Source organism: Bacillota bacterium, assembly GCA_024653485.1.
In the GTDB taxonomy this organism is placed as follows: Bacteria; Bacillota; SHA-98; order UBA4971; family UBA4971; genus UBA6256.
The window spans coordinates 61,851-87,054 of record JANLFY010000005.1; the positions used below are offsets into that span (position 1 = coordinate 61,851).

Below are 25,204 nucleotides of genomic sequence, written 5' to 3' on the forward strand. Positions count from 1 at the left end.
CAAGGCAGATGTTGGACTAGTCCAGCCAGGCCCGCACGGCAGAGGCGACCTCCGCGGTAGAGCCTGTGAGGCACTCGACGCCCGCCGGGAGAGACGAGAGGAAGATCCTGCCGTAGGGCTTCTCCACGAGCCTCTTGTCCAGCACGACAACAACGCCCCTGTCTTCGCTGGATCTTATGAGCCTTCCGAAGCCCTGGCGGAACCGCATCACGGCGCTGGGAAGGGCGTACGAGTAAAAGCCGCTTTCCCCGGCCTGCTCCGCGGCCTGGACCTTCGCTTCCACCACCGGGTTCGTGGGCACTTGAAACGGCAGCTTGACCAGGATGACGCACGAGAGCGCCTCTCCGGGCACGTCCACGCCTTGCCAGAAGCTGTCCGCTCCTAGGAGAACGCCGGGACTTTCGCGGAAGTGTTCCAACATGACGTGACGCGGCATGTCGCCCTGTCTGAAAACTGGGATCCCCGACCTCTCGAGACACGAACGAATCTTCTCGTGGGTGTGATGGAGCATGTCCATGGACGTGAACAGAACAAAGGCACGTCCCTTGGACGCCGTCACAATGTCCGATATTGCCCTTGCTGCCGCGTCTTGGAACTCCGGGTCATGGGGTTGTGGGAGGTCGCACGGAACAGCAAGCAATGCCTGTCTCGGAAAATCGAAAGGCGAGTCGAAGACAGCCTCCACAGGAGGCTCATCGAGGTCTACGAGGCCCACCTCCTTCCGGAAGAACGCGAACTCGCGGCGCACGGTCATGGTGGCCGACGTGAACACGGCCGACTCCACCCGCGAGAACAGGTGCTCCCCGAGGATCGGCCCGACCTCGAGCGGCGTCGCCACGAGGGCTATGTCGTGCGGAGTCAACTCCGCCCAATACACGTGGCCGCAATCAGACCGGCGCATCACGAAATCGAGAGACGCGGCCTCCGCTGAAAGCCTCGCCGCCGCCCCTTGGACGTCGGCCATGGCTTCCTGGAGGCGTTCGTCAGCGTCGGCCTCCAGATCCGCCAGGGTGTCGAGAATCGACGCAAGGTCTCGGGCGACCTCATCCGCCCTTGCCACGACACGCTGCGCGCCGGGAACCACGTCCTCCCTCCACAGCCGTCCCTCGGTGACCCGCCCGACCAGCCTCACAGCGAGTTGGGTTTCGCGCTCGTGCTCGGCTCGCGCGCCACCTCCGGCCCTCCACTCGCCTTCGCGCCGCGCACGTCGGACACGCCCTTCCCAATCCGCCGACTCGTCGACCGCCCTGGCGAACGAATCGAAGAACCACGCGACGCTCTCGCCCAGACGTTTGACATTTGCGATCGCCGCGTCCAGTAGCCGCCCCAACGCTCCGAGGGTCGCGTCATCAAGCCTTCCTGTTCCTCGGAACAGGCTCACCCGGAGCGAGGGAAGAAGCCCGGATTCGCTCGCGCGGCGCTCTCGTTCCGTCCCCACCAGATCTTGGCAGCACCTTCGCATTTGCACGAGGCTGGCCCGCCGGCCAAGCCTCTCTGCGGCCACATCGGGGACATTGTGGGCCTCATCGAAGACTACGAAGCGATAATCTGGAAGCACCCGGGCTCCGGGGCAGCCAGGGGACGTGGTCCTGAGCGCCAGGTCGGAAAACAGGAGATGGTGGTTCGTGACCAGCACGTCAGCTTCCTCCATCTCCCGCCTCGCCCTCGCGAAATAGCACATCGACAGATGCGGACACTTTGAGCGCAGGCAGGACATGGAATCGGAAGCAACTCGGTCCCAAAGCTCTGAAGGTGCAAGAGTGCGAAGATCGGACTCTGAGTCGGAGGACGCCTCTGATAGGCGCGCCAGGAGCGCCTCCAACGCATGCCGGACATCCGGTCCTGCTGGCAGATGCGCGTCAGCTCCGTCGACAACGCACGCGAGCTTACGTCTGCACACATAGTTGGCCCTGCCCTTGACGAGCGTGAACTTGAATGGAACTTCGAGAGCCCGGGCCAGCGCTGGAAGATCCTTGCGAATCAGCTGTTCCTGGAGGTTTATCGTGTTCGTGGACACGATCACCTTCTCGTTGCTTGCGCGCGCCCACAGCACCGCCGGCACAAGGTAAGCCAGCGACTTGCCCGTGCCCGTGCCGCTCTCTATGACCGCATGGCGAGACGTGGAAAAGGCCTTCCACACCGCAAGGGCCATGTCGATCTGAGGCCGTCTTTCCTCATAGCCCGCGAACGTCCTCGCCAGCGGGCCGTGGGCACCGAACACCGCCGCGACCTCGTCCCTGCCGCATCGCTCCATCTACCACCTCACCGCCTCCGCTGCTATGCGACGCAGGGCAGCGAGGTTGCGCGCGTCATCATCGATGGTCGTTCGGGGCGTCTCAAGCACGAACGGAAGATCTGCGAGCCTTGTGCAGCCGAGGATGACGCGAAAGCCCTCCTCACCGATGCGGCCCTTCCCGATGTCCGCGTGGCGGTCGAGTCGCGACCCCAGGTCTCCAACGGAATCGTTCGCGTGCACCAGCGCAAGCCTGCTCGCGCCGAGAGTGGCTTCGAGTTCATCGAGGACCCGTGACAGCCCCTCGACCGTTCTGACTTCGTATCCGGCTGCGAAGATGTGGCAGGTATCGAGGCAGATTCCGAGCGCCACTCCTCGCGCGCGGTCTATGATCTCCGCCTGCTCCTCGAAGGTCTTTCCGATTTCCGTGCCCGCCCCCGACACCATCTCCAGAAGAAGGCGCGGCCCCTGCCCAGGCTCGTTCGGAGGCGGCGGCTCATGGCGTGCAATATCGCACGCCTCCACTATCGCCTGGGCTATCCGCGACGTTCCCGCCGCATCTCCTGATCCCAGGTGGCTGCCGGGATGAAAGACGAGCATGTCCGCGCCAAGTGCCTTCGCAAGCGCGATATCGTGGGCCAAGGCGTCGCGTGAAGCCGCGTGCGTGTCCTGCTTGGGAGAAGCGAGATTGAGTAGATACGGAGCGTGGAGAATCAACGGCCGAATGCCAGCGGCTGCACGACCCTCTCTGAAGAGCCGGACCTCTCCTTCGTCCACGGGTCCCTGGCGTAGGCTCCGGGGGCTTCGCGAGAACATCTGAATCGTATCGCACCCTAGGGCCCGAGCCGAATCGAGAGCTCCAACCAAACCGCCCGCCCTATTGACGTGGGCTCCAAACCTCACGGCGCATCACCACGACACCACCTATTCGCTGCATGGGACGGATCTCCTTCACCCGGTGGCAAGCAAGATCACGCGCACGGCACGGGCACCCCGCCGTCAGCCGGCTGTCACCTTCGACCTAGACCGTCGAGGAATCGGAGGACGGAGTTCCTCTCGATGAGGGCTGTCAATGAGTGACGCTCCGAGTAAGCGTGTAAGAGGCCCAGCAAGACGAGGATCACCGCTCTCGCGACAAGCGGCGTGGAAAGCACGACCCAGTAGCCGAGCGCGGCTCCGAGCGGGTTGCTCCCGGCATCCCCGAGCATGCTGCCCTCCCTCAGGTCGTCCTTCATTCCCGCGAGCACCGCCCCGGCAAGGGCGACAGGCACGAGCGCTGGAGCGGGCAGTCCCGTCACCAGCGAGAGCGCCGCCGCACCAGCCACATAGGCCTTTGCGGCCCGGCCGGGCCTGAGGTCCAGGAGGTTGGAGAGATTGGCGGCCAGCGCAACGATCGCGGCATCCATGAGGAGCGTGGTCAAAGGGAGGGACGGGGCAGCAGCTCGAACGGATAACGCCGCGGAGATGACGATTGCGACGGCTTTGAGGATCCCTGTGGTGAGGGTCCCGCGTCTCACGAGCGCCGCCGCGTGCCCCACCAAGCCGCGGTTCTCACCTGACCCGAAGACGTCGTCCACCACGCCAGCGAGCGTACATGCCGTCACAAGGAGAAGGCATGGCATGGACGAGGGCTGGCCGCTGCCGCTCGGTGCCGCGACGGTTACGCAAGCCACAGCGGCACACAAGACAAGTGGGGCTCCCATTGAGGAGGGCACGACGCGCCCTGCGTAGTTGGGCCGAACGTGGCCGAGGCGCACCAGCACGTCGCGCGCGGGCGGCGCGATGACCAGCGCAAGCGCGTACGCCAACACCAGACACTCGAGCACCGCTCGGTCTCACCTCGCAGCTCACGTCCTCGGGACGCGAAGAGCGCGACAGGCGAGGGCCCTCGTCACCCAATACAACTGCCTGCCCCTATGGAGGAACCCTGCGAAGTCCCTGCCCGTCGCCCGGTGCGACATCTCGCAATCGACCTCCGCGATGCGGTATCCGCGCCTCGCCGCGTCGATCGTCATACCGACCTCCACACCGAAACCGCTCTCAAACGGCGTGAGCGCAAGCACGACGTCGCGCCTTGCAGCCCGCTGCCCTGACAGAGGCGCAGACACCCAAAGGCCCGCGAGGCACCTGATGCCCGTCTTCGCCATGCCCTTGACTATGCCGAACCCACCCGCCGCGGTCCCTCGCCGTGTCCGCCTGAACCTAGCGATCGTCATGTCGACCTCGCCTCGCACTACCGGCGCGATGAGCTTTTCCACCTCGGACGCGCTATCCCCCAGATCGGCATCGAGGAAGGCCACTACGTCTCCAGTCGTCTGCCACACGCCTTCGGTGAGGGCCGCGCCTTTGCCCGACCGCCGTCCCAGACTCACGACGCGGGCTCCCGCAGCCTCGGCCGCCTGTGCGGTTGTGTCAACGGACCCGTCATCGACGACCAGTACTTCGCATGGAAAGCCGCATGCCACGACGCCTGCGCGGGCCGCCCGGACGGTGGAGGCTACCGTGGACCCCTCATTGTAAGCGGGGATGATCACGGAGATGAGCCTGCTCACTGAGGAATCCCCCACATTTCCGGGACGAGGGTTTCTGAAGCGCCTTTGATTCCGAAGTTGCCCTTTTGCACGGCCAGTGCGTGGACCAGGAGAAGCCGGCCAAGCGGAACGTCTGCACAATCCACTGTGGGAATGCCTTCCCTCCTATAGTCGGCGATGTGGGAGACCTTCACGTCCCAGCTCTCAGCGCCCACGACCTCCACCCCGAGGTCCTTGAGCGCCCTCACCATCGGGATCCCAGCGTCAGCCGGGCCCGACGCGGGGTCGGAGCTACCAACCACCACGACCACGGCATCAGCGGAATCATTCGGGAGAAGCTCTTCCTGTCCGCGCAGAGTGGCATACCCCCACAGGAAGAGGGCGTCAGCGACTTGGCTCGCCTCGTGGAACGCCAGGTAGGCTGCGAGGGCGCGAGCGGCCTCGAGCCCTATGAGATCAGACTCGGTCTCGCTCAGCCCGAACAGCGATGCGGCCTCCCTCGCGTCCGTGCCTGCAGCCGGGACGAGGTCCTTGTTGACGTACACCACCCGAGCCACGCGTGCTCCGGCGTCTTCGAGGATGCTGCAGATCTTCTCCACTTCCTCTGGAGACATTGCGTCGTGGCACACTGCTATCGCTACGCGTTTGCCCGAGAGTCTTCCCCGAACGAGAAGCGACGCCGCCGATTCCTCGAATTCCAGAGATGCGGCGAGGAGCCTCTGGGATGCGGCGAGACGCCCGCTCAGGTCCTCCTTTTCCGCCCTCATCCTAGCAAAGTCCTCCTCCAGCCTGTCGATCATCTGCTCCTGCCTCTCCACCAGAGCGCTATCGGTCACAAGCGCGCTTCCCACCAGGATACCGACCCCGAGCGCGAGGAACACGGCGACCAGGGAAGCCAAGTGGTATTTCATGTCGACCATCACGGCGGTGCCACCTCTTCACGCTCCACCGCAAGACCGGGCTCAGGCCTCGACGTCAAAGCAAGCCTACGTCCAATCTCAGCCTGATGAGCAAGAGCCTGAGAATCTGCCTGACCATGTCCGACTCGGCGCCGGCAAGGGCCAGCGGAACCAGCGCCGCGATGACGAGAAGGATGACATAGCCCACCCTCACGCGTCCCGTGTACAGCTTGCTCACGCCTTTCGCGTCCACGAGGAGAGAGCCTAGCTTCAGGCGGGTCAGGAACGTGGACGCCATACCCGGCCTGCCCTTGTCGAGGAAGTCCTCCACACTCGTGTGGGTGCCGACAGCGACGATCAGTTCCGCGCCGTTCTCGTACGCGAGGAGCATACCCAGGTCTTCGCTGGTACCGGGGACGGGGCAAACGGCGGCTTCGAGGCCGAGCCGCTTGATCCGATCCAGGCCTGGCGCCCTGCCGTCGGAGTACGCGTGAACCACCAGTTCACTGCCGCGTCGAAGGGCGTCGTCGGAAACGCTGTCCATGTCCCCCACGATGACGTCCGGGAAGAACCCCATCTCAAGGAGCGCATCGGCAGCTCCGTCGACGGCGATGATGGCGGGACGCACCTCTTCGATATAGGAGCGAATGGCCCGAAGATCCTCCTTATAGTCCCTGCCCCTCACGACCACGAGCGCGTGCCTGCCCACAAGCCTCGTGCGGAGCGGCGGAAACGCGAGACCACCCAGGATCGCCGACTTCTCGCGGCGCGCGTACTCAATGGTGTTGGACACGAACGCGTCGAGCTCGCGAGCGAGCTCCTTCCGCGCCCGGCCGAGCTCGCGCTCCAAAGATGCGAGCGTCTGGATCCGGCCCTGGCTCACTACCGTTCCGTCCCTCACGACTGAGTTCCCCTCCAGCTCGATGAGATCGCCGTCCCTCACGAGGTCCAGGACCTCGCGGCCAACCTCGTCAACAATGTACACCCCCGCACGGCACAGCGAAATCGGCCCGGGATTGGGGTACCTGCCGCTCATGGATCTGCGCGCGTTCACCACAGCGCGAACCCCGGCTGCGACGAGGGACTCGCATGCCACCACATCGATGTCTTCGTGGTCAACGACAGCAATGTCGCCTGGGCGCAAGCGGGCCAAGAGGTTCTTCGTCCTCCGGTCCACCCTGGCTACGCCTTTGCACCTCACGTGGACGCCCTCCGTGAATTCCCTGCTATCTCCCCCTCTCGTGAAATAGTATACTGAACCCCGGAACATATCATTCCGGGGTTGTCCTTTCAAAACACATTCCAGGATTCTCCGAGAACTCTTGGGCGATGTCGAAAGCGCCGGCGGAGCAGGCTCAGCTCGCGCGCATCTCGAGACGAAGCTTGTCGGCAATCCGTGCTATGAACGCCGAATTGGTGGGCTTGCCTTTCTCGCTGCTCACCGTGTGTCCGAAAACGCTGTGCAGGAAGTCAATGTTCCCGCGTGTCCAGGCTATTTCAATCGCATGTCGGATTGCGCGCTCAACCCTGGGAGCGGTGGTATCGAATTTCTGGGCCACCCGTGGATACAGCTCCTTCGTCACCCCACCTAGCAGCCCGACCTCGTTGACCACCATTATGATAGCCTCTCTCAGGTACATGTAGCCTCTGATATTGGCCGGGATTCCCATTTCATGGATGATCCGCGTTACTTCGGTGTTGAGGTCGCGCGGAGCATCTGTGGAACCTAGCTTTCTCTTCCTCGCGACCCCACCGCTTTGAGCCACCTGTCGGATCCGCTGGGCTAGCGTCTCCATGTCGAACGGCTTGAGGAGGTAGTAGTCGGCGCCTAGCTCTATGATGCTCTGGGTCATGTGTTCCTGCCCTATGGCGGTAAGCATCACGAATCTCGGCCGTTTCGGCATGTCTTGCCTTGCGAGGCGCTCGAGCACGCCGATCCCGTCTAGATGCGGCATGATGATGTCGAGAACCACCACATCCGGGTTGGTGGTGGATATGCTGTCGATGGCTTCCAGGCCGTCATAGGCAAGCCCGACCACTTCCATGTCGGGCTGGGCGTCGATGAACTCCTTCAGGACATCGCACAGTTCATGGTTGTCGTCGACGATGAGAACGCGCGTCCGACCAGAAGCCATAGAACCACCCCATCCACAGGCTGACAGATACTGGCACAGTAGCCTCGTTCATCGCTGCCATAGGATTCTACGCCACCCCACGAAGTCCTGCCCCCCTCGACGAAAATCCCGGCGCTTCCTATGCCGCCCGAGAGTACGGCTCGTCCTCCTGAACCGGCAGGACGCTCGGCACGAGCGCGGGCCTGGGCCTGGTCGTCGCTGCCTCAGACTTGGCTGCACGCGTGAAGAGTCCGGCCTCCCTGGCAAGCCATTCCGCGAGCACGCCGTAGCCCCTGGTCTGGTCGGACACGAAGACGTGCGTGAGCACGCCAACGAGCTTCCCGTCCTTGACTATCGGGCTGCCGGACATGCCTTGCACGATTCCGCCTGTGATCGCGAGTAGCCTGGGATCCACCACTCGTATCACCATGCCTTTCACTTGCGGGGTTGCCTGCCTAGCCACCCGCTGGATCTCTACGCGGAACCTGTCAACGCGGCTGTTTTCCACCACCGTGTAGATGTCTGCGTAACCGGGAGTGACCTCCTCCGCCATGGCGATGGGGATAGCCGAGCTGAAGTGGGGATTCGACGGAGCCCTCGTGAGAGTGCCGAAGATGCCGAACTTGGTGTTCCTCTCTATCGTGCCGATAACGTCTTGTTCGCCGCTGAAGCTTCCAACCTTCTCCCCTGGTTGGCCCCGGTTCCCCTGATGGATGCCCAGGATGTGCGCCTGAACGATCCTTCCGCGCGTGACATCCGCTTCTCTGTTAGTCGCGGCGTCGGTTATCAGGTGCCCTAGGGCGCAGTACACCCGGGACTCAGGCTCGTAAAAGGATAGCGTCCCCACTCCCGCGGCGTTCTCGCGAACCCACACGCCAATCTTGTACCGTGCCTGTGCCCCCTGCCTCACTGGCTCGGATGAGGCATCCTCCTCGACCTTCACGGGCTTCACGCGAACAGTGAACGTCCTCGAGTCGCGAATGATCTTGATCTCCACCGGTTTTCCGCTCCTTCCCGCGGAGTCGACCAGCCGTTCCACTTCAGACTTGCCTTCGACGGGCTGACCGTTTATGCTTACAATGACGTCGCCAACCTCGATCCCCCCTTCCCGTGCAGGGTAAGAGCGTCTGCCGTCGCTTCCGACCACAGGGTAATGCCCCACCACCACCACGCCCTTTGTTGACAGGAGCACTCCTATGGCGTGTCCACCAGGAACGACCCTCACCTCCGGTACGACGCTCACGAGGAGACGCTTGACCGGAATCACATCCAAGAGTCGAACCTCGAGGCTGGTATCGCCCTGGGCAAGAGGAACGAGTCTCACGCCCGCCCCACGCCCTCGAATGGCGCCCCCCGCGCTCGAGGATACGGCGTCCATACGCACGAGTTCTTCGCCCGTGAGCCGGAACTTCACGTCCAACGGAGCACGGACCCAGAGATCTTTCGTTGAACCAACGAGGACCGTGACCCTGTCGGGAAGCGTCCCGAAAGTCAGGCAGTATCCGATGGCACAGGCTAGAATCGCAAGGAGGAGCGCGGAACGCGCCCCTGACCCAGGCGAGCGGCCACGCCTGCCTCGGCGCCCCCCTTGTCCGTGGTCACAGGGTGCAGCCCGGGAATCGTCTGTATCGGCAGTGCCAGTGCCGTTCTTGACGCTGTCGACTAAGCTGAGCCCGTCGCTGCTCTCGAGACGTATTCGCTCGCTCTTCTCTCGTGCGGTGACAAAAGTGCCTTTCAAGCGCGGCAACCCCCGGCATGATACATGTCGCAGGCATCCAAAGTCGCAGGTCAAGGAGGCAAGTCTTTCGCGCCTCCTTGACCTGCGACTACGCCTGCAAGATTACCCTGCCCGGGAGCATCGTTTTTATGCCCGCAAAACTCTGCATGTCATGCTTTGGGATGTCAAGCGAAGGGCGGCCATCACCCAGCAGGCAGTGATGCCCATGACAAGCGATTATGCTTGTGCCAGCCAGAGATGAGGCTCGTTTTCACGGCTCGGGACGCCGCGCCAAGCGGGCGATGAAAAAGCCATCCATCGCGTGGATGTGGGGGAAAGTCTCGACGTAAGGCAGGCCTTGTCCGGGGAAGGCCTCCACGAACTCGCGCGGCAAGTACGGTGCAGCCGGCTCGAGCGAGAAACCCGGGTGCTCCCTGAGAAAACCCTCCACGATTCCACCGTTCTCCTCTGGCTCGATGCTGCACGTGCTGTACACGACTATGCCTCCGGGTTTCACGACCGCCGCAGCAGCCGCAAGGAGCCGAGCCTGCACGACCGCAAGGTCTGAGATGTCGCGCAAGCTCCTGCGCCACCTGAGGTCCGGCCGCCGTCTCAACACGCCGGTGCCGGTGCACGGAGGATCCACGAGCGCCCTGTCAAACGGTCGTGACGTGGCTTCAGCGGCAAAGGCTTGAGGATCCGTAGCGTCCAGAACCACGGCCTTGATGGATCGGACGCCGAGCCGTCTTGCGTTTTCCTGAAGGAGTCTTACCCTGTGTGCGTGCACGTCCGCGGCGACGATCTCGCCCTGATCTCCCATGCGCTCCGCGATGTGGGTCGTCTTTCCCCCAGGTGCAGCCGCTATGTCGAGCACGCGTTCGCCCGGAAGAGGGTCCAGCACGTACGACGCGAGCATGGAGCTCTGGTCTTGGGCCAGGAACTCCCCGTTTGCGTACGACTCATGAGAGAAGAGGCCCGCGCCGCCGCAGACCTCCACAGCTTCGGGCACGTAGGGCGACGGGCGAGCGTCGAACCCCGCCGTGACGAGTCCCGATAGGAGCCGTTCACGGGACGTCTTGAGAGCGTTCACCCTGATGGTCACGGGAGGACTTTCGTTGTTCGCGGCGCACAGGCGCGCCGTCTCTTCGAAACCAAACCTGTGGACCCACCTGGAGACCATCCACTCCGGGTGGGAATATCTGACCGCAATATGGTCAACTGGCTCATCGGCCGCGTCTGGGAAATCGATCTTCCCGCTTGCCCCGACGAGCGCCCGCAAGACCGCGTTCACAAAGGCGCCGGCTCCTTCGTGCCCGAAGGCGCGGGCAAGTTCAACGGCTTCACTCACGGCGCTAGGCGCCGGAACTTGCGACAGGTAAAGAACCTGGTACGCACCAAGACGAAGCGCGTTGCGCACAACCGCGTCCATTCGCTCCACCGGCCGTGCTGCGAAGGCTCCGATCGCGTGATCTAGGGCCTTGCGCATCTTCGTCACGCCGTAGACCAGTTCGGTCGCAAGAGCGCGATCGCGCTCCGAAAGCCGCACGACCTTCAGAGCGCGATCCCTTGCGATCGCGGCGTACGCCCCTCTTTCATCGATGTCCATCAACGCCCGCAGGGCCGCCCCGCGAGCACTGCAGACCGCGTCCACCGTGAGACCCATCCCCATGCCTACCCTAGCTCAATCCCTCCGGCTTCCCCGCAGGATCAGGAGCCGCAGGAGCTGGGTCACGGCGACCGCCGTGGCAGCGAGATATGTCAGGCCCGCAGCGCTCAGCACCTCGCCGGTATGGCGCAGCTCGTCTCGGCTCACGTACCCGCCTCGTTCCAGGTACGCCAAAGCCCTCCTGCTCGCATCGTATTCGACCGGCAGAGTCACGACCGAGAACGCCACGGCGCCCACGAAGAGCCATATCCCGAGGGTCATCAGCCATTCGAGGCCGGTGCCCGCGAAAACGAATCCGATGAGGAACAGCGGAAACGCAAGGTTCGACCCGAACGTCGCAACTGGCACCAGGCTCGAACGGATGGCTAGCGGCACGTATCCGCTGGCGTGCTGGATGGCGTGGCCCGCTTCGTGCGCCGCCACACCGAGGGCCGCGAGCGAGCTTCCTCCGTACACCTCGGGAGACAGCCGGAGGACTCTCGTCCTGGGATCGTAGTGGTCATGCAGCCTTCCTGGAATCTGCTCGACGCGTACCGAATGGAGCCCACTGTCATCCAAAATACGCCTGGCCACTTCCGCTCCGCTCACGCCGCTATGCGCCCTCACCCTGGAATAGGCGTTGAAGACGCCGTGTACCCGGCTCTGTGCCCACATGGCGAACAGGATCGCAGGGAAGATCAGAATATACGTCGGGTCCCAGAAAAACATGGTGAAACCCTCCTCGAGACGTCTCTCGGACGCCGGCATTCAGCTCGCCCATCCAAGACCGCAGGATCGCTGCCGCGTCTTCCATTCCCGGACATCGGTCGCGTAGGTACCGTGGGTACCATAGTCCCCACTAGATTATAACCGACCGCGGCGTCAGATCAAACCGGGCACACCGCGTCTTGTGAGCGTGCGTCCCGCCCATTCGCGGCGCCCTCAAGTCCCGAAAACGTCGGCACGCCAGAACGCGCATTGCCACGCAGAAAGCCAGTCTCAGCCCCCCAAGACCGTCCCCGGCTCCACCGGATGGCCCCGAAGATAGTCCGGGGCGGGCATGCGCCTGCCGCCCTCCGCTTGGACCTCGGTGGCGAGGTAAAACCCTTCACCCGTTCTCACCAGGATGCCGTCGGACAGCCTTGCGCACACCGTGCCCGGAGGACCGCATACGCTGGGCAAGCCAGGTATCCCAGACGTGTCGCGCACCGGCCGCCCCTTGAAGATCTTCAAGATGGCACCGTGGAGTCTCGTGAACGCGCCGGGCTTGGGATTTCCGGCTCTCACGAGGTTGTGAATCGAGTGCGCAGGTCTTGACCAATCGATCTCGAACTCCTCGGGCCTGACTCGGGGCGCGCATGTCGCGTCCTCTTCGTCCTGCCTCATTCTCGGCGCCCTTCCGGATTCGATGAGAGACAATGTCTTCTCGAGGAGCCTCGCCCCTCTCTCCGCGAGCTCCTTCCGGAGCTCCCCCGCGGTCACATCCTCACCGATCTCGATCTCTTCCTGAAGGATGACGTCCCCTGTATCCCACCCTTCGGCCATGTACATGGTGGTCACCCCTGTCGACCGGTCACCGGCCATCAAAGCGCGTTCGATCGGCGCGGCCCCACGGTACTTGGGGAGGAGAGAGGCATGCACGTTGACGCAGCCGTGTTTCGGGATAGCCAGGACCTCGGGAGGCAGGAGGAGACCGTACGCCACTACCACGATGACGTCGGGCGCCGCTTCGCGCAAGGAGTTGAGAACGTTCTCGTCTTTCAGCGTTCTTGGTGTAAGCACGCGCAGTCCGCGCGACTCGGCGAATTCCCTCACTGGCGTAGGCGCAAGCCGCCTGCCTCGCGCCCTAGCCTTGTCAGGCTGGGTGACTACGCATGCCACGCTATGCCCCGCCTCGATCACGGCACGAAGGGAAGGGACTGCGAAGTCGGGGCTCCCCATGAAGACGACGACCATGTCACTCATCAACCCGCTCTTCCACGATGTCTGTAGCCTTATCGATGAAGAGTACCCCGTCAAGATGGTCTATCTCATGTTGCAGAGCCCTTGCGAGGAGACCCTCGCCCTCCACCCGCCGGACCCCGCTGCCGTTCGGGCTGAGGGCTTCCACGATCACCCTATCAGCTCGAGTCACCTCGCCAGTAACTCCAGGAATTGACAGGCATCCTTCGCGCGCCACCGCCTCCCCCATGCTGGCCACGACGCGCGGGTTGAAGAGCACCATGGGGCCCTCGCCCACGTCAACCACAATGAGCCTTACGGGCACGCCAACCTGGGGAGCGGCAAGCCCCACGCCTTCAGCCGCGTACATCGTCTCCAGCATGTTGTCTGCAAGGACGAGTATCTCCTTAGTCACCCTCTTGAGAGGAAGAGACTGTTTTCTGAGAATCGGATCCTTGAACTTTCGTATCTCCAGGACCGTTTCGTCCCCCTCCCTCCGCCCCGCGCCGCCCCGCGGCCCGATCGGCGACAGCCCAAAGCCAGCGTGCCCTTACAACACGCTTTCGGGATCGACATCCACTTGAACCATTATATCACGGGAGCGAGCGGGGCACGCCGCGAGTCCTTCCCGGACAACCGATGCGGCGACCTCCACCGTGGCCCCCTTTACAAGCACTTGCCACCTGTGGAGCCGCCTCACTCGCCTCATCGCGCAGGGCGCGGGCCCCAATACGCGTACGCCCGTCGTAGGTGGCTCTCCGGACCCCGTCTTCGTGGACGGGGGCAGTGAAACCACCTTCCTCGCTGCGACGCGCATAGCCGCTGCGAGGCCCCTTGCGTGCCGCTCCACCTCCTCCAGATCCTCCCCTGACACAACCAGGAGCACGAGGCTCACGAACGGAGGATACGACAGCTCTCGCCTCGCGCGAACCTCTTCCTCGTAGAACCCAAGGTAGTCATGGTCCCTGGCGCGGCGAACCGAATAATGGTCCGGTGCGTATGTCTGAATGATGACCTGTCCCGGCGCTTCGCCTCTCCCTGCGCGCCCCGCGGCTTGGGTAAGCAGCTGAAAAGTCCTCTCGCCCGCTTTGTAATCTGGAAGGTTCAAGCAGGTGTCGGCGCTCACGACCCCGACTAGGGTGACTCGCGGGAAATCGTGGCCCTTCGCCACCATCTGGGTGCCGACCATGATGTCGTAGTGCCCGTCACGGAACGCATCGACTATCCTCTCGTGGGCCATCCTCCCGCGCGTGGTATCCAGGTCCATCCGCACCACCCTCGCGTGCGGAAACACGCGCGCAACTTCCTGCTCTATCCTCTCCGTTCCCGCGCCGAAGTACCTTATGCAACTACTGCCGCACTTCGGACAGACATTGGGCACGGCCTCTTCGTGGTCGCAATAATGACAGCGCATGCGCCCTTCCTCGGCATGGTACGTCAGGGCCACGTCGCACTCGGGACAGCGAAGGGCATGTCCACACTCTCGGCACAGCACGAACGTGGAATGGCCACGTCTGTTGAGGAAGAGTATCACCTGCTCGCGGCGGGCGAGGCGTTCTCGAACGGCTGTCACGAGCGCCCGCGAGAACACGCTCCTGTTGCCGCTCGCAAGCTCCTCTCTCATGTCCACGATCTCCACGGAGGGCAACGGCCGCATCTCCACGCGCGACGTGAGAGCAAGATAGTCATACTCGCCCGTCCTCGCTCGGTAGAACGACTCCACAGATGGCGTCGCCGACCCGAGCAAGCATACGCACCCGACGACTCTCGCGCGCTCGCGCGCCACCTCCCGCGCATGGTATCTCGGAGATTCCTCCTGCTTGTACGAGTTCTCGTGCTCCTCGTCGATTACCACGAGACCCAGATCTCGCAGGGGCGCGAACACCGCAGACCGAGCTCCCACCACGATCCTTGCCTCGCCCCGCTCCGTCCTCCTCCATTCGTCGTATCTCTCGCCTGCTGAGAGCCGGCTGTGAAGGAGGGCCACGAGTCCTCCGAACCTCTCGTGGAACGCCCTGGCTAGCTGCGGCGTCAGCGCTATCTCCGGAACCAACACAATCGCGGATCTCCCGCGAGCCAGCGCCGCCTCTATAGCACGCATGTATACCTCTGTCTTGCCGCTGGCCGTCACACCGTGGAGCAGAATGGGTCTGGGGTTTGGCCTATCCATCGCCGCAAGCACGGCGGACACGGCCTTTTCCTGGTCCGCGGTCAACCGGATGGGCGCCGTCGGCCGGTTGCTTCGAGGTGTAGCCCCACCCAGCGGGCTTCGCATTACCTCCACCCTCTTCGACACGAGAACCCCCTTGCGGATCAGAGCACGGACCGCATCAGGGCTCGCCGTGAGGTGCGCTCCCTGGCCGCCCTCACTCACCTCTTGCCCGCCCCGTTCGAGGAGAACGCGCACTATGTCAGCCTGGCGTGGCGCGCGCCGCTCGACGCGAGCAATGAAGGCCTTAGCCTCTTCAGGGGATATGGCAAGCTCGACGAGGGTCTTGGTTCTCGCGGTCACCTTCCCACGCCGCACCGCTGCCGGAAACATCTGAGCGATGGCTTCAGCGGGCAGACATACGTAGCGCGAAGTCATCCAAGTCGCGAGGGTCATCATCTCCTCAGATAGCGGCTCCGCCTGCCGCGACACCTCGATGATATCCTTGACGCTCGCCACGTCCGGCGTCTCTACGAATCCCACCACGTAACCCACGAGCCTGCGACCGCCGAACGGCACGACGACTGCGCTTCCCACCCTCACGCTTTCCCTCAGGCGAGCGGGGACCCCATAATGAAACGGCTTCTGGGCCTTTACAGTTGGGACGTCCACGACTACCTCGGCAAACAAGACACTGCCTCCCCGCGCAAGCTGTACCCTTGTTTTTCTACGCGAGGAAACAAAAACCTTCACACGTTGACGCGTGTGCCCTTCTCGTTAGTCTGCGCTCCGCGCATGGCGTGTATCCCGGTCTCATGCTTGTCCGTTGCCGTGTCACGGTCGCGCCGCGGCCTTGCTCGAGCGGCCCTGTCTTTCCTGTCTTTCCATGGCAATTGCCCTCTATCGCTTGGGATGCTCGGCTCCGCCCGGCGCCCGGGACTCGCAGCTCTCGAGGGACAGCATACCTCTCCTGGTGAGGCAGCGCAGCACCGCTCTCTCGAGCTTCCTCACGGCGCGGGTCGTCACGAATTCCCTGCGGGAAGTGGGGACAACGAGGATGGTGTACATACCAAGGAGGTTTCCTCCGAGGATGTCGGTGAAGATCTGATCGCCTATGACAGCGGTTTCGTTAGGAGAAGTTCCGAGCACGCCCAATGCGGCGCGGAATGCGGACCTCATCGGCTTGATGCCTCTCGCGGCCGGGATCCCGAGGGCGCGCGAGATGGCCTCTATGCGCCTGCGAAGGTTGTTCGAGAGCACGCAGACCCGGATGCCCCGTGCCTTCGCGTCGTCGAGGAAGGCAAGCACCCCCGCAGGGATGTCCGCGCTTCCCCAGTCGACGAACGTGTTGTCGATATCGAGCACCAAACCCCTAATGCCGCGGTCGGTGAGCCGCGAGAGGTCCACCCGATAGATGGATGGCACGTACAGGTCGGGGCACAACAAGGAGAGCAAGCCCATCCCTCCAGGCAGCAACTGTGCCTATGGTGGTATTATACCATGCGTGCCTGGTTTCGGCGAGGATGTTGGCCTTGCGGCCTCGAGGCGCAGGTTGCGGAATGCCGCGGTCGGTTTCGGTGTCTCCGGTCAATTGAAGCCCTCGGCGATCATCTGCCTTTGGAGCTTGAGGAGCGCCCTCTTCTCGATGCGAGACACGTAGGAACGTGAGATACCCAAGTGCCTTGAGATCTCCCTCTGCGTCCTCCGCAACCCGTCCCCGAGCCCGTAGCGCATCTCTATGACCTTCTTCTCGCGTCTGCTGAGTTCACGCACTTTCTCTGCCAGCTTCCCTTCCTCCACCGCGCCTTCGATGACGAGGGTCACCTCGTCAGGCTCGCTCCCTAGAACGTCGATGAGGGTGATCTCGTTGCCCTCCTTGTCTGCGCCAATGGGGTCGTACAGCAGGATCTCGCCCTTGCTCTTGCGAGTCGCGCGTAGATGCATCAGAATCTCGTTCTCGATGCACCGCGCGGCGTACGTGGCAAGCCTCGTCTTCTTCCTCTGGTTGAATGTATCTATCGCCTTTATGAGGCCGATCGTCCCTATGGATATGAGGTCCTCCTGGTCTTCCCCGGTTCCTTCGAATTTCTTCACTATGTGCGCGACGAGCCTGAGGTTGCGTTCTATGAGGATGTTCCTCGCCTCCTCGTCGCCCTTCTCCTTTCGAGCCAGGACCTCGGCTTCCTCCTTCTCGGAAAGGGGCGGCGGGAACACATTGCCGCTCGATATGTAGGACGCGAGGAACCATAATCCTCGCAGAAGCAATGCCGAACCTATCAGGAGATCTAGCACGTGCCTGCCACCCCCTGCGAAAGACTCACTAGTATAGATATGAACAGACCATCCGAAAGTGCGTGTCCATACCAGTGGCGTCGCCAGGAATAGCAGGCACCATCGTCACGCCGCGGCCGTGGCGTTTGGAGAGGCGTTTGGGCATCGCAAATCCGTTTCCGTCACGAGTTGGGCCCGCCGGATTCGCACCGACCCACGCTCACACGTCCTCATCAGCTCCCTTCTTGCTGCGGCGGATCATCGCGGTGAGGACCCTCACTTTGACGTACCCTCCTACGACCAGTACCGCTCCGATGACAACCCACCAATACCATGCCATTCAGGGAATCCCTCCTTCCGTTCATACTGCCGGCCGGCGCCTCGAGGCTCCTCTCCACGGTCCATCGGCGCAGCGCGGGCCATTGGGTGCGGGCCGCGCACAGCCGGTTGCGCGACGTTGAGCGCTCGCCGGCGCTCGGCCGAGACCCATCGGTCACCGGCATAGACCCACATGCTTCCCGAACTTGCCCGCCGCAAGCGCCAGGAAAGGCAGGGCGCACAACGCCGTCAACAGCATCGAAGGCATGAAATCACGCGTCACCAAGGATGGAGCATACATAGCTTTCAGGGCCTCCAACTGCCAGTAGTTCGGCAGGGCGTAGAAAAGGAACCGGAGTCCTCCGGGCACGAAGGTGGATCCCAAAGGAACGGCCAGGTACAACGGCATGGCTATCTTCAGCAACGCTATCGCGGTGATCTGGTTGTGCGCGAACATGCCTGTGAGCAACCCAACCAGAGTGGTCAGAGGGGCCGAGAAAGCCACGAGCGCGAGGAGGCGGAAAACGTCCGCAGAGCGTCCTACCATGACGCAGCCAGTCATGACGACTACGGCCGCGGCAAGCATGGTTGCGAGAAGGCCGCGTGCCGCCGCGTATTCGCTGACCCCCGTCGGGGACACCGCGAGTGCTCGGATAACCTTGGTATCCCTTTCGGCCACTATCGTGAATCCAGAGACCGTTCCGCAGAAGAACAAGGCCGCCATGATGAGTCCGACTGTGACCAGGTCGAGCACGAACCACCCCTCCGAGCTGAGTCTCTCTTCTCTGAATTCGGCTACTGGCGTGACATGGTTGATGTCTTCCAAGATGATCTCGTACGTTTCGACGAGCTCCCGCGGCTCGTTGCCCTCGAGCACCAGGCACAGCCTGCCCTCGTCGTCAAGCACGCCTGCGGCAGCGTCCGGGCGCTCCACCCGAGAGATCACGCCTCCACGCTCGAAGAGCTCCACGTCTCCGTATTCCCGAAGCCTACCTACCACTTCGGGACTCACAGCACGATCGACCGCAAACAATAGGTGGGATCTCTCGGCCGCAGGGACAAGCAGCTTGAGCATAAGCGCCATGAGAACCGGAGCAACGATGATGTACACCACGATGTTGTCGCGCAGAGCCACGATGAGATGCTGTCGCATTAGTGCGAGAACCCGTTTCGCGGAGAAACCTCGAGGCGTGCTCACGACCCGCCCTCCCTCATCAGGTTTCGTTCGGTCAAGACCGCACAAGCCGCATATGCAGCCACGCCTTCTGCCAGGAGCGTTCCCATCATCGGGAGAACCGGCCTTCCTGACGGAAAGAGAACCTCGACGATCGCAGCGGTCACCGGATACGATGGGATGAATTGCAGCCACCCGGGCGAGAACACCGGAAACACCATCGAGATCGCGGGAATCATGTTCAGCACGAGCAGGAGGACCGCAGGCAAGAACCATTCCGAAAGGTCCTCGAAGAAGGAAGCGACTGAGATCCCGACCAACGTGTAAACGCCCGCTCCCAGGGCTAGCAGGGGGACGATCACGCCGTAGTTCACCGCAGTGCCCATTGTCGCAAGGAGCAGCCCGCAGCCGTACAGGGTACCCACCAATGAGAAAACGAGGGTCTTTGAGATGACGTAGGCACTCGCTCCCCCTGGGCTTACCCGGTACGCCCTGATCGTGCCCTCGCGCTTCTCCTGGAAGATGAATACCGCGACGAACACGAAGCCGAGCACGACGACCTCGAACGAGAGCAGTCCAGGAACGGCCGTCAAATTGGGAGGCACGGGCCGAGCTTCCGGCCGCAGGAATCTGACCCGAGCGGCCCCTTCGATGGCTCCCTCGCCGGATCCCCCGGTTACGCTGCGCATCATCGCGTTCAGCGCGGCTTTGAGGACGTTGATGCCCTGTGCGCTCACCCGACCGGAATGAACGATGGTCACCTTCGGGCAAGCGGCGGGTCCTGTGAAGAGGACCCCGACACTGTTCGCGTTCTTGCGCACCGCGCTTCGGAGCGCCTCTTCATCTGACAGGAAGCGTCCTGAGTCAGTGCCCGCTTCCCGCAGGACGCTCTCATACGATGCGCCTTCGGTCTGGTCCACGAAGTAGTAGGACTCGGCGGGTCGCCATTCCCTCGCGAGAACGAATCGCACTGTCACCGCCATGAGCACGATCAGGAACCCGAGGACCGGCATCAACGCGTTACGAAGCGCCAGAGTGAGGTCTTGCCTGAAGAGCACGGTGACGCGCCTTGTCACGCCAGCTCCCTCCCAGTGAGGCTGATGAAGATTTGCTCCAAGGTAGCTTCGCGGGAGTGGATGGTCAGAATGCGGCCCCGCTCGAGGAGCTCGTGAAGCAACGCACGGTCCTCCGCCCTCTCTGTGAACAACACCTGGGTCTTCATATCGGCACCATCTCTGTATTCTACTTTGATGGATCTCTCGCCGTATCTTAGCTTGAGGGCTCGCGGCGAGTCCATGGCCACGATCCGTCCTTCGTTCAAGAAGGCCACCCGGTCACAGAGCTCGTCTGCTACGAACATGTTGTGGGTGGTCAGAAAGACCGTGCACCCTTCACGCTGCTTCTGCCGGATGATGTCCTTGATTCGGCCAGCAAGGGAGGGGTCGAGTCCGGCCGTGGGCTCATCGAGGAAGAGAATGCTTGGGTTGTTGACGAGGGCGCGCACGAACACCAGGCGCTGCTTCATTCCTTTCGAATACGAACCGGCGCTCCTATGCGCGGCCTCGCGAAGGCCCACCATGTCCAGAAGCTTCATGGGGTCTTGGGTCGGGACGTCGAAGAGCCCTGCGAAATACGATAGGTTCTCGTAGCCTGACAACTTCTCGTAGACATTTGGATGCTCGAAAGACACGCCTATGCTGTTGAAGAACCTGCGCCCGAGCCTTCTCACGGACACACCGTCGTACAAGACCTCTCCCCTTTGCAGCCTGAGCAGGCCGGTCATGATGTTCTGCACCGTGCTCTTGCCGGCCCCGCTCGGCCCCAAGAAGCCGAAGATCTCTCCCTTGGAAATCGTGAAGGACACATCGCTCACGGCGTACCGGCCTTCGCCCGTGTAGTCGTGGAACACGTGCGCAACTTCGATCACGATGACCCCTCCTCTGGGTGGAGGTCCGCGCGAGACTCCCTCACAGAACGGATGATTCTCTCCATTTGGTCGACATAGGAGCGCAGAGCCTCGTAGCCCGCCAACGTCAGTGCAACGCTGGTCTCGGGCTTGTTTCCCTTGATACGTTTGTGGATCCGGACGTACCCGGCTGCCTCAAGGTTCCTCAGTTGGACGGAGAGATTGCCCCCCGTGAGCCCGAGGCCCTCCTTGAGCTCGTTGAAGAGAACCCGGTCTTTCGTCTGGCTTGCCAGATACGTAAGGATGAGAAGCCTCGCCCGTTCGTGGATCACCTTGTCTATGACGAAACCGCCCCTGTCCTCACTCACGGCCGGGCTCTCCTTCGCGAGCCTGGATCCTCGCAGCGACAGTGCCATACACGAAGGCGGCTACGAACCCGAGACCGAATGTCAACACCAGCCCCAGCAGAGGATCCAACCTATTCCCCAGGAACAGGACGACCAAGCCTGTGGCAATGAGCCAGTCGCCGCTCACCACCAGCTCCCTGAAATCGAAGACGTTGATGAGAGCGTTCATCACGAGCCCGAATAGGATCGCGATCGTGGGGACGACGTACGACACAAGCCCGCGGATGGTGAGGAAAACGACCACGCCCGCGCCCGCTACGACATGTGGCACGAGGATGAGAACCATCCGCTCGCTGTACACCTCTTTCAAGAGACGCAGAAGCGTGTACTCAGATCGAATCCTCCTGGCTGCAGCCATCAGCCCCGAGATCTTGACGCCCCCACCCGCGGCGAAGGCCGCAGCGCTCAGGACGATCAGAGCGGCACGAGCCCAAGCCGGTGACTCCGCGTAACTCCCGTAGAATCTGTAGAGAAGGTACAACCCTCCGCAGAGAGCCGTCATGGCGAGGCCGGTTATCAGGTACACAACTCGCATGACCTGAGAAATCGGGAGCCACCTCATGATCCCGCCGCTCTTGGCTATGGCCGTCTTGATGAACTTTAGGTCCTCGATAACTCGCTCCGCCTCTAGACCTTCTTGCATGACCAGCCCGACCTCCTGTTCGCATCAACCCGATCTCCTATTGTTTATGTCATAAACCTATCTATAGGATAGTAGAGTTTATGTCGCATGTCAAGAGCTGTGCCTTCGCTGTCCGGAACGACTTCGCGGGGCTGTTGCGCCGCACGATCCTGCCGAGCCGGTCACGCATCCCTACCCCGCAAGTAAGCGTGACTGACGTGCCTCGAGCAGTCGTGCGGAACCCAGCTTTCGCGAATGCATGGACGAGCGCCTGCCAGACAGCGCGAAGCCATATTGCGCAGGCGAGGCTTTCTGCGCAAACGAGGCTTTCATCCGACAAGTAGCGAGTGTCTAAAGAGATTGGGAAGCGGAAGACCCTGGTGGTACGATTGGAGCGGACCAAACCTGCTTGGGGCGTCCAGGTCCAGGGGTCGGATCCGGAGTCGACGGAGAGGGTTCAGCCTCGAGCCGGCCTGGTGATATCGCGAGCGTCACCGTCGCCTCGCGCGGGGGATGCAGAGTCGACGTGGGAGGCGCGAGCGGATCACGGAACTTGCGCGTCACGAGAGACGCCTCTACTCATGATGACCTTCGCCGCTACCACGTTTCCCCAGACGCCCCAAGAGGACAGCGGCGACCCGTACAGCAAGGCAGCGAGAAACCCTGCATTGAATGCATCACCGACTCCCGTGGTGTCCGCGGCTCTCACCGGGCGCGTGGGGCATCTCAGGATCTCAGGTTCGGACTCGGCGCTATCCGGGCTCCTATCACCAGGCGACCAGTGGGCGGCCGTCCCACGCCGCAGTGCCACGATCGAACCGCGCCGCCCCAGCTTGACGCCTATGCACGGCACGCGCTGCAGGATGGCGCGAATCCCCGATTCCACTGCTTCGCACCCTGTGAGAGTCTGCAGCTCGCGACTGTTGCAGAGCAGCACTTGGGTGGCTTCAAGCATTCGCTCAACGGCACCGATGGCGAGCCGGCCCACGACGGGAGTGGGGTCGAAAGCGACCATGCCCCCCGTCCTTCTGACTCTTTGAGCGGCATTCAAGCACTTCTTGGCTTGCTCATCGTCCTGCAGACAGTACCCCGATACCATGAGAAGCGGGGTGTGGTCGAGAGCCCGTTCGAGCGCCGGCGTCATCTCCATCGGAGTGGACGAAGCCCCGCGGTACGAGAACATGGTTCTCTCGCCACCCGAGTCGGCGAATGAGATCACGTATCCGGTGGTTCCTGTCGAGCGGATGTGCGACGAGTCCACGCCGGCGGCCGCGAGGTGGCGCGTGAGGTAACGCCCGTTCTCGTCGTCGCCCACAGCCGTGACAAGGCAGCATGAAACCTTGAGCGAGGCAAGGCACACGCTCGCGTTGAGCCCGGCACCCCCCGGGCGCCTTTCGCACGAGCGGATCTGCGCGTCCCCGCCCGCCATCGGCATCTCGTCTACCTTGCACACGTAGTCTACGAGCGCGTCGCCGAGCACTACCGCAGGCGGGCGCTCGTAACTGTCTGGGATATCCATTGCCCCGAAGTCCGTCCACACGTCGCAACGCGCCTCGCCCAATCGCCAACGCCTCCTTCCAGTAGAACGCGACGTTCCTCAACTCCCTGATGGGGGGTGAGGCCCGCGAGGAGGAAGTCACACCCGGGCTCGGACGTTCTCCTACTTGATCTATTGGCCTTGAGGACACGCCGCCGGCTCGAACCCGGCCCTCCGATGGGCCCTCAAGGCCCTGCAATCCCATGCCTCTCAGGAAGAGGGAGGGGGCGGCCATTGGATCACCCGAGACCGCCCCCTCCACGTGCTCACGCTCCGGTTGCGAGGGCACCACACCTTGACCGGTCTACATGAACACCCAGCTCATCACGACTATGGCAACGAGCGCCGTAACCCCCGTGATGAGGGATGAGACCGTCTGACACTTGTAGCCGGTGGGGACGTCCATACCCGACAGCTGAGTCACGACCCAGAAGTAGCTGTCGTTTGCATGCGACACCACCATGGAGCCCGCTCCGATAGCCAGCACGACCAGTGCCTTCGCCGTCTCCCCGCCCAGCCCCATCGGCGTGAGAAGCGGAGCCATAAGCGCCGACGTGGTGATCAGAGCCACCGTCGACGAACCCTGGGCTGTCTTGAGGGCAGCGGATACGAGGAAGGGGAGGAGAATGCCCATGTGCCACTTGCCAAGGGTCGCGCCCAGATAGCTCGCGAGGGGAGTCGCTCGGATGACGTTCCCGAGCGCGCCTCCCGCGGCGGTGATGAGGATTATCCATCCCGCCGTCGCGACGCCCGCCCCTATCCAGTCACTCCACACCTCGCGGCTCAGCCTGGGCACTGTCAGCAGGGCGAGAAACGTGCCGATGAGGAGGGCGGTCACCGGGTGCCCTATGAAGTCGAAGAGGGTCTTCCATCCCGCTCGTCCCAACGGAGCGCTGGGAAGGTCCGCGACAGACTTAAGGAGTATGAGGATCACCGGAACGATGATCGGCGCGAACGACTTGGCGGGAGAAGGCAGGCCTTTCTCGTCTACGTAAGCGTCTTTCAATGTGACGCCCGGCTCGTCTGCGACGGCGACGGAGTACCTTGAGGCAACCTTCTCAGCGAACCACCAACCGGCCAGCATCGCGGGGAATGCAGCGAGGACCCCATAGACGATAACGCGCCCCAAGTCCGCTCCGATTGTGCCCGCAGCAGCGATTGGACCGGGGGTCGGAGGCACGAGGGTATGCGTTGAGTAGAGACCCATCGAAAGCGCGATCGCCATCGTTGTCAAGCTGGTGCGGGTCGCTGCGGCGAGAGCCTTGTTCAGGGGTGAGAGGATCACGAACCCCGAGTCGCAGAAGACGGGGATGGACACCACGTACCCGGTTAGAGCCATCGCGAGGGCGGCGCGGGCGCGTCCCACCAGGCGCAGCATGGTCCGTGCCATCGTCTCCGCTGCGCCGCTCTTCTCGAGTATTGTACCCATGGCCGCGCCGAGCGCGATCACTATGCCGATGGAGGAGACCGTGCTTCCGAATCCTGCGGTGATGCTGTCCACTATCGTGAGCAACGGCATCTTCGCCAGCAAGCCCATTATGAAAGACGCGAGGATCAGCGCTAGAAAAGCATGCATTCGTACGCTTGCGGTAGTGTAGATGATGAACACCACCACAGCGGCGAGCGCAAACAGCAACCAGGCCCCACCTGCCATTTCGCCTCAGCCTCCCTTTCATCTTTGGTCACCGGACACTCGGATGCGGGAAAACAATCGGAGATCTCGACTAGCATCACCTCCTA

At 62.7% G+C, this 25,204-nt stretch carries 22 protein-coding genes; all 22 read right to left on the bottom strand.

Features of this window, described 5'->3' with window-relative positions; all coding sequences use genetic code 11:
* Window positions 1-16: 16 nt before the first annotated feature.
* On the bottom strand, window positions 17-2,254 hold the full coding sequence (locus tag NUW12_05190; protein MCR4402166.1) for a hypothetical protein: 2,238 nt from the start codon (window positions 2,252-2,254) through the stop codon (window positions 17-19).
* Window positions 2,255-3,136, bottom strand: a complete 882-nt coding sequence (locus NUW12_05195) for a deoxyribonuclease IV (protein MCR4402167.1) — start codon at window positions 3,134-3,136, stop codon at window positions 2,255-2,257.
* 107 nt (window positions 3,137-3,243) lie between these two features.
* On the bottom strand, window positions 3,244-4,059 hold the full coding sequence (locus tag NUW12_05200; protein MCR4402168.1) for a hypothetical protein: 816 nt from the start codon (window positions 4,057-4,059) through the stop codon (window positions 3,244-3,246).
* Window positions 4,060-4,080: 21 nt separating this feature from the next.
* A complete protein-coding gene (locus tag NUW12_05205) occupies window positions 4,081-4,785 on the bottom strand; it encodes a glycosyltransferase family 2 protein (protein MCR4402169.1) in 705 nt (234 codons plus the stop codon).
* Complete coding sequence (locus NUW12_05210; protein MCR4402170.1) at window positions 4,782-5,684, bottom strand: copper transporter; 903 nt, start codon at window positions 5,682-5,684, stop codon at window positions 4,782-4,784. The genes NUW12_05205 and NUW12_05210 overlap by 4 nt, the downstream gene beginning before the upstream one ends.
* Before the next feature lie 55 nt (window positions 5,685-5,739).
* Window positions 5,740-6,864, bottom strand: coding sequence for a putative cytokinetic ring protein SteA (gene steA, locus NUW12_05215; GenBank protein ID MCR4402171.1), 1,125 nt, complete (start codon window positions 6,862-6,864; stop codon window positions 5,740-5,742).
* Between the two features lie 154 nt (window positions 6,865-7,018).
* The gene (gene spo0A / locus NUW12_05220; GenBank protein MCR4402172.1) at window positions 7,019-7,798 is read right to left on the bottom strand and encodes a sporulation transcription factor Spo0A; all 780 of its coding nucleotides are present in this window, start codon (window positions 7,796-7,798) and stop codon (window positions 7,019-7,021) included.
* A 118-nt stretch (window positions 7,799-7,916) separates the two neighbouring features.
* Complete coding sequence (gene spoIVB / locus NUW12_05225; GenBank protein MCR4402173.1) at window positions 7,917-9,515, bottom strand: SpoIVB peptidase; 1,599 nt, start codon at window positions 9,513-9,515, stop codon at window positions 7,917-7,919.
* Window positions 9,516-9,765: 250 nt separating this feature from the next.
* Window positions 9,766-11,145 carry a 16S rRNA (cytosine(967)-C(5))-methyltransferase RsmB gene (gene rsmB / locus NUW12_05230; protein ID MCR4402174.1) on the bottom strand — a complete coding sequence of 460 codons (1,380 nt, stop codon included), beginning with the start codon at window positions 11,143-11,145 and terminating at the stop codon, window positions 9,766-9,768.
* Between the two features lie 30 nt (window positions 11,146-11,175).
* Window positions 11,176-11,868 carry a zinc metallopeptidase gene (locus tag NUW12_05235; protein MCR4402175.1) on the bottom strand — a complete coding sequence of 231 codons (693 nt, stop codon included), beginning with the start codon at window positions 11,866-11,868 and terminating at the stop codon, window positions 11,176-11,178.
* Window positions 11,869-12,138: 270 nt separating this feature from the next.
* On the bottom strand, window positions 12,139-13,095 hold the full coding sequence (gene fmt, locus NUW12_05240; GenBank protein ID MCR4402176.1) for a methionyl-tRNA formyltransferase: 957 nt from the start codon (window positions 13,093-13,095) through the stop codon (window positions 12,139-12,141).
* A 1-nt stretch (window position 13,096) separates the two neighbouring features.
* Window positions 13,097-13,555: a peptide deformylase gene (gene def, locus NUW12_05245; GenBank protein MCR4402177.1), complete on the bottom strand. Its 459-nt coding sequence runs from the start codon at window positions 13,553-13,555 to the stop codon at window positions 13,097-13,099.
* 75 nt (window positions 13,556-13,630) lie between these two features.
* On the bottom strand, window positions 13,631-15,919 hold the full coding sequence (gene priA / locus NUW12_05250; protein MCR4402178.1) for a primosomal protein N': 2,289 nt from the start codon (window positions 15,917-15,919) through the stop codon (window positions 13,631-13,633).
* A gap of 210 nt (window positions 15,920-16,129) precedes the next feature.
* Window positions 16,130-16,690, bottom strand: a complete 561-nt coding sequence (locus NUW12_05255; GenBank protein ID MCR4402179.1) for a YqeG family HAD IIIA-type phosphatase — start codon at window positions 16,688-16,690, stop codon at window positions 16,130-16,132.
* 126 nt (window positions 16,691-16,816) lie between these two features.
* Window positions 16,817-17,521: an RNA polymerase sporulation sigma factor SigK gene (gene sigK, locus NUW12_05260; GenBank protein MCR4402180.1), complete on the bottom strand. Its 705-nt coding sequence runs from the start codon at window positions 17,519-17,521 to the stop codon at window positions 16,817-16,819.
* A 472-nt stretch (window positions 17,522-17,993) separates the two neighbouring features.
* The gene (locus tag NUW12_05265; protein MCR4402181.1) at window positions 17,994-19,016 is read right to left on the bottom strand and encodes an ABC transporter permease; all 1,023 of its coding nucleotides are present in this window, start codon (window positions 19,014-19,016) and stop codon (window positions 17,994-17,996) included.
* Window positions 19,013-20,068, bottom strand: coding sequence for an ABC transporter permease (locus NUW12_05270; GenBank protein MCR4402182.1), 1,056 nt, complete (start codon window positions 20,066-20,068; stop codon window positions 19,013-19,015). The genes NUW12_05265 and NUW12_05270 overlap by 4 nt, the downstream gene beginning before the upstream one ends.
* Window positions 20,065-20,919: an ABC transporter ATP-binding protein gene (locus NUW12_05275; protein MCR4402183.1), complete on the bottom strand. Its 855-nt coding sequence runs from the start codon at window positions 20,917-20,919 to the stop codon at window positions 20,065-20,067. The genes NUW12_05270 and NUW12_05275 overlap by 4 nt, the downstream gene beginning before the upstream one ends.
* Window positions 20,916-21,266, bottom strand: coding sequence for a transcriptional regulator (locus NUW12_05280; protein MCR4402184.1), 351 nt, complete (start codon window positions 21,264-21,266; stop codon window positions 20,916-20,918). Before NUW12_05280 ends, NUW12_05275 begins: the two co-directional genes overlap by 4 nt.
* The gene (locus tag NUW12_05285; GenBank protein MCR4402185.1) at window positions 21,259-21,948 is read right to left on the bottom strand and encodes a hypothetical protein; all 690 of its coding nucleotides are present in this window, start codon (window positions 21,946-21,948) and stop codon (window positions 21,259-21,261) included. The genes NUW12_05280 and NUW12_05285 overlap by 8 nt, the downstream gene beginning before the upstream one ends.
* A gap of 523 nt (window positions 21,949-22,471) precedes the next feature.
* Window positions 22,472-23,488: a carbohydrate kinase family protein gene (locus NUW12_05290; GenBank protein ID MCR4402186.1), complete on the bottom strand. Its 1,017-nt coding sequence runs from the start codon at window positions 23,486-23,488 to the stop codon at window positions 22,472-22,474.
* A gap of 280 nt (window positions 23,489-23,768) precedes the next feature.
* Complete coding sequence (locus NUW12_05295; GenBank protein MCR4402187.1) at window positions 23,769-25,118, bottom strand: GntP family permease; 1,350 nt, start codon at window positions 25,116-25,118, stop codon at window positions 23,769-23,771.
* Between the last annotated feature and the right edge of the window lie 86 nt (window positions 25,119-25,204).

Bases quoted from the DNA above. Each gene is read 5' to 3' on its own strand.
- NUW12_05190 (MCR4402166.1), bottom strand. From the start codon at position 2,254: ATGGAGCGATGCGGCAGGGACGAGGTCGCGGCGGTGTTCGGTGCCCAC.
- NUW12_05235 (MCR4402175.1), bottom strand. From the start codon at position 11,868: ATGTTTTTCTGGGACCCGACGTATATTCTGATCTTCCCTGCGATCCTG.
- NUW12_05285 (MCR4402185.1), bottom strand. From the start codon at position 21,948: ATGCAAGAAGGTCTAGAGGCGGAGCGAGTTATCGAGGACCTAAAGTTC.
- NUW12_05255 (MCR4402179.1), bottom strand. From the start codon at position 16,690: ATGGGCTTGCTCTCCTTGTTGTGCCCCGACCTGTACGTGCCATCCATC.
- NUW12_05295 (MCR4402187.1), bottom strand. From the start codon at position 25,118: ATGGCAGGTGGGGCCTGGTTGCTGTTTGCGCTCGCCGCTGTGGTGGTG.
- NUW12_05210 (MCR4402170.1), bottom strand. From the start codon at position 5,684: ATGGTCGACATGAAATACCACTTGGCTTCCCTGGTCGCCGTGTTCCTC.
- spo0A (MCR4402172.1), bottom strand. From the start codon at position 7,798: ATGGCTTCTGGTCGGACGCGCGTTCTCATCGTCGACGACAACCATGAA.
- fmt (MCR4402176.1), bottom strand. From the start codon at position 13,095: ATGGTCGTCGTCTTCATGGGGAGCCCCGACTTCGCAGTCCCTTCCCTT.